This window comes from Pseudomonas sp. GM21 (genome assembly GCF_000282215.1).
Taxonomy (GTDB): Bacteria; Pseudomonadota; Gammaproteobacteria; order Pseudomonadales; family Pseudomonadaceae; genus Aquipseudomonas.
The window spans coordinates 1-4321 of sequence record NZ_AKJS01000180.1 but is presented as its reverse complement, the minus strand read 5'-3'; the positions used below and the strand labels follow the sequence as shown (position 1 = coordinate 4321).

Below are 4321 nucleotides of genomic sequence, written 5' to 3'. Positions count from 1 at the left end.
GAACGCAGGCTTCGCCAGCTGCTACAAAGTGCGGTTCGGCTTAACTGACTGGCATTAGGGCTTGCCCGCGAAGGCGGTGTATCAGTCAGCATAGATATCTACTGACCCACCGCCTTCGCGAACAAGCCCGCTCCCACAGGGGGATTGGGGGTTTCGTCTGTAGTTATGTGGACAGCCGTTGGGCCAGCAGGGGCAAAAGCTGTTCGCACGATCCCTCAATCTTGAAATCCAGCATGTCATCCGCCCGAGTCTTCCCCAGATTCATCGCAATCAATGGCTTGCCTTGATCCGCCACCGCCCGGCACAGCCGAAATGCCGAATACGCCATCAACGATGACCCCACCACCAGCAACCCCGCAGCCTTTTCCACCGCCGTCATTGCCTTGACCGCCGTTGCCTGCGCCACGTTCTCGCCAAAAAACACCACGTCCGGTTTCATCCGCTCGCCTGCGCAGTGCGGGCAGTGCGGCACCTGAAACCGCGCTTCAAATGCCGGATCCAGCAATGTGTCGCCATCTGGCGCCTGTACCGCGTCGACCCCGGCCAGGTAAGGATTCTGCGCTTCCATCAAGCGCTGAATGGCATTGCGTTCGCTGCGTATCCCGCAATCCAGGCACAGCACCCGGTGCAGGCTGCCGTGCAGTTCTATCACGTCATGACTGCCGGCCTGATCGTGCAGGGTGTCGACGTTCTGGGTGATCAGGCCGCTGATATGCCGGGTGCTTTGCAAACGGGCCAACGCTTCGTGCGCGACATTCGGCTGTGCCAGGTGCACACGCGGCCAACCGAGCATGGCCCGTGCCCAGTAGCGTCGACGTGATTGCGGGGCCGACAGAAACTCCTGGTACATCATCGGTTGCCGGCCACGTCGCACGCCCTGGTTGTCGCGGTAGTCCGGAATGCCCGACGGGGTGCTGATGCCAGCGCCGGTCAGTACCACAAACGGCTGGTCAGCCATTAATTGCCGAAGCCGCTCGAGTTGTTCGCGCAGGAGGCTGTCGAGCATGTTCAACACTCCGGGGAGGGCCTTGAGTGGTTGCAGCGTAGCAGACCGATCACCCGGACAGCGCGCCTGTCCGGGTGCCTGCCTGTGTTTATTTACGCGCCTCCAGAATCAGGTTGAACGGGGTTTCCGTGGCCCGCCGGAACGTCTTGAATCCGGCCTCGGTGAAGACCTTGCGTAACCGTGCTTCCCCGGCCTGGGCGCCGAGCCCGAGGCCGACTTCCTGGGACAGCGAGTTAGGCGTGCAAATGAACGTCGAAGCCGCGTAGAACAGCCGGCCTACCGGGGTGATGTTGTCGTCGAGCGAGTCGTTGGCGAAGGGCTCTACCAGCAACACCGCGCCGTCCGGTTTCAGCGATTCATAGGCATGTTTGGCCGCTCCCACCGGGTCGCCCATGTCGTGCAGGCAGTCGAAGTAGCAGACCAGGTCATAGTCGGTGCCGGGGTAGCTCTTGGCGGTGCCCTGGAAGAACCGTGCTCGTTCGGCCACGCCACCTTCTTCGGCGCGCTGGGTCGCGACCGTGATGGAGGGCGCGTGATAGTCAAAACCTACAAACCGCGAGTTCGGGAACGCCTGGGCCATGATCACCGTCGAGGCGCCATGCCCGCAGCCGATGTCCGCGACTTTGGCGCCAGCTTCGAGCTTGGCCACCACGCCGTCGAGGGCCGGCAGCCATTCGGCGATCAGGTGCGCTTTGTACCCGGGTCGGAAAAACCGTTCGGTGCCGCTGAACATGCACGGATGGTGATCGCCCCAGGGCAGGGCACCGTTGCCGCGCATGGCCTTGACCAATTTGTCCTTGTCATGGAAAAACGACGCGACCACGCCGATACCGCCGGCGATATAGACGGGTGAGTCTTCGATGGCCAGGGCCAGCGCTTGTTCTTCGGGCAGGCGGAACTGGCCGTCGCGGTGTTCCATGTAACCGGAAGCGGCGTGGGCACTGAGCCATTCGCGCACCAGGCGGGGGTTGCAGCCGGTTTTGTCAGCGAGGGTTTCAGGGCTGATGAGCTGACTGTCGGCCATGGCCCGGTACAGACCGAGCTCCTCGCCGAGGATGACATTGGCGAGCATCGCCGCGCCGCCCATGTCGTTCACCAGTTTGCCCATGAAATCATTGAGTCTGGCCTCGTCCATCACGTGTGCTCCTTTAGCAGGATCACGGTCCAGAGGCAGTATTTATCGAGGCATTTGCCTCTGGGCGGTGGTCGTTGGAATGAACAGGACACCAAGTACGTCCTGGGTGCATTAAGTTTAGTCCGTGGGATATGCACTGCTGTCTGGAACGACGAAAGTCCCCTGTGGGAGCGGGCTTGCCCGCGATGGCGGTGGGTCAGTCGATATTTATGTTGACTGACTCACCGCCTTCGCGAGCAAACTCGCTCCAGGGGATTTGTGTTTTCTCAAGGGAATGGTGGTGTGTATCGCACTGTATCAATCTCGCCGCTGGATACAGTTCTCTCCAACAACCGGCCACTGCCGAACACAGCCCCGATACAGCACCTCGATTAACTGTGATTCCGTTACGGCAATCATTGAGATCAACACCATGCAGTCCTCTTCCACCTCCACGAAAGCCACCGTCGGGCTAGGCCTGCGTCGCGGCTTGATGAAAGACCTTCAGGCCGCTCGCACCGGCGATTTCGACTTTCTGGAAGTCGCGCCGGAAAACTGGATCGGTATCGGCGGCGCCCATGGTCACGCGTTGCGCGCCCTGGCCGAGCGTTTCCCGTTGTCCTGTCACGGCTTGTCGTTGTCCCTCGGCGGCCCGACGCCGCTGGACGTTGGGTTCCTGCAAGAAGTCCGGGCGTTCCTCGACCACTACAACGTGTCGCTTTACAGCGAGCATTTGAGCTATTGCAGCGATGACGGTCATCTTTACGACCTGTTGCCGCTGCCCTTTACCGAAGAAGCAGTGCACCACGTGGCTGCTCGCATCCGTCAGGCCCAGGACATTCTGGGCCGGCGTCTGGCGGTGGAAAATGTCTCCTACTACGCCGCGCCGCAGCAGGACATGGATGAGGTGACCTTCACCAACGCCGTGTTGCGCGAAGCCGATTGCGACCTGTTGCTCGACGTCAACAACGTGTACGTCAACTCGATCAATCACGGTTTCGACCCACTGGCATTTCTGGCCGGAATCGACGCCGGCCGGGTGGTGGCGATGCATGTCGCCGGGCACTTCGATGAATCCGACACCTTGAAAATCGACACCCATGGCGCTTCGGTGAAACCGGTGGTCTGGTCGTTGCTGGCGCAAGCCTATGCCCGATTTGGTGCGCAACCGACGCTGCTGGAGCGGGATTTCAACTTCCCGGCGTTTTGCGAACTGGTGGCTGAATTGCAGACCCTACGCCGCCTGCAAACCGAGGAGGTGAACCGTGGATAAGCCGAGCCTGTTCGAGCAACAAACCACCCTGGGGCGCTACTTGCGCGATCCCGAACACTGCGCGCCGCCGGTGGAAATGGACTCCTCGCGAGCCCAGGTGTATCGCGACCTGATTTTCGCCAACCTGTCGACATTGCTCAGCGGGACGTTTCCGGTGCTGATCAAGATTCTCGGTGATGAGCAGTGGCGTTCGCTGGTGCGGATCTTCCTGCGGGACTACCGCGCTCACACGCCGAAATTCGGTGAGATTGCCCAGGAGTTTGTCGAGTTTCTTGCGACTGATCCGCAGGCGTTGAGCAAGGGCACCTGGCCGCCGTTCATGGTGGAGCTGGCGCATTACGAATGGGTCGAGATGGCGTTGCAGCAGTCTGATGCCGAGCCGTTGGCACCGAGTGATGGGGCGTTGATCCTCGCGCGGCCGTTGCAGGTGTCGCCACTGGCGTGGCCGCTGGCGTATGGCTGGCCGGTGCAGTTGGTCGGGCCGGATTTTCAACCCGAGACGGCACCTGCTCTGCCGACTTTGTTGCTGGTGAGGCGAGCGGAGGACTGGAGTGTGAAGTTTTCTGAACTGAGCCCCTTGGCGTGGCGGTTGTTGCAGCGAATCGAGGAATTTCCTGAGCTGAACGGCCATGCGCAACTGGAAGGCTTGGCTGTCGAGGCGGGGGCGAGCGGATCGGCAGAATTTATGGACAGTGGCGCCGCGTTGTTGCGGCAGATGCATGGGGATGGGGTGGTTGGCGTCGGTTGACCACAATTGCCCAAACACACGAAAAACCTGTGGGAGCGCGCTTGCCCGCGATGGCGGAGTGTCAGCCAACGTCAATGTTGAATGAACTGACGCTATCGCGGGCAAGCCCCAATGCCGATCAGTTAAGCAATTTCTGCGGTAACGCAATTGTTGTAGCAGCTGGCGAAGCCTGCGTTCGGC

At 60.9% G+C, this 4321-nt stretch carries 4 protein-coding genes; 2 read left to right on the top strand and 2 right to left on the bottom strand.

Features of this window, described 5'->3' with window-relative positions:
• Window positions 1-163 precede the first annotated feature (163 nt).
• Together PMI22_RS03160 and PMI22_RS03165 are read right to left on the bottom strand one after the other, a co-directional pair.
• Window positions 164-1006 carry an NAD-dependent protein deacetylase gene (locus PMI22_RS03160; protein ID WP_007948766.1) on the bottom strand — a complete coding sequence of 281 codons (843 nt, stop codon included), beginning with the start codon at window positions 1004-1006 and terminating at the stop codon, window positions 164-166.
• Between the two features lie 88 nt (window positions 1007-1094).
• The gene (locus tag PMI22_RS03165; protein ID WP_007948765.1) at window positions 1095-2141 is read right to left on the bottom strand and encodes a class I SAM-dependent methyltransferase; all 1047 of its coding nucleotides are present in this window, start codon (window positions 2139-2141) and stop codon (window positions 1095-1097) included.
• A 412-nt stretch (window positions 2142-2553) separates the two neighbouring features.
• On the opposite strand from PMI22_RS03165, the gene PMI22_RS03170 reads away from it, so the two are divergent.
• Together PMI22_RS03170 and PMI22_RS03175 are read left to right on the top strand one after the other, a co-directional pair.
• The gene (locus PMI22_RS03170) at window positions 2554-3393 is read left to right on the top strand and encodes an HvfB family MNIO-type RiPP peptide maturase (RefSeq protein ID WP_007948764.1); all 840 of its coding nucleotides are present in this window, start codon (window positions 2554-2556) and stop codon (window positions 3391-3393) included.
• Entirely contained in the window at window positions 3386-4141 is a 756-nt protein-coding gene (locus PMI22_RS03175; protein WP_007948763.1) for an HvfC family RiPP maturation protein, read from the top strand. The genes PMI22_RS03170 and PMI22_RS03175 overlap by 8 nt, the downstream gene beginning before the upstream one ends.
• Window positions 4142-4321: the final 180 nt, after the last annotated feature.

Coding starts and splice junctions, on each gene's coding strand:
- PMI22_RS03170 (WP_007948764.1), top strand. CDS start 2,554: ATGCAGTCCTCTTCCACCTCCACGAAAGCCACCGTCGGGCTAGGCCTG.
- PMI22_RS03160 (WP_007948766.1), bottom strand. CDS start 1,006: ATGCTCGACAGCCTCCTGCGCGAACAACTCGAGCGGCTTCGGCAATTA.
- PMI22_RS03165 (WP_007948765.1), bottom strand. CDS start 2,141: ATGGACGAGGCCAGACTCAATGATTTCATGGGCAAACTGGTGAACGAC.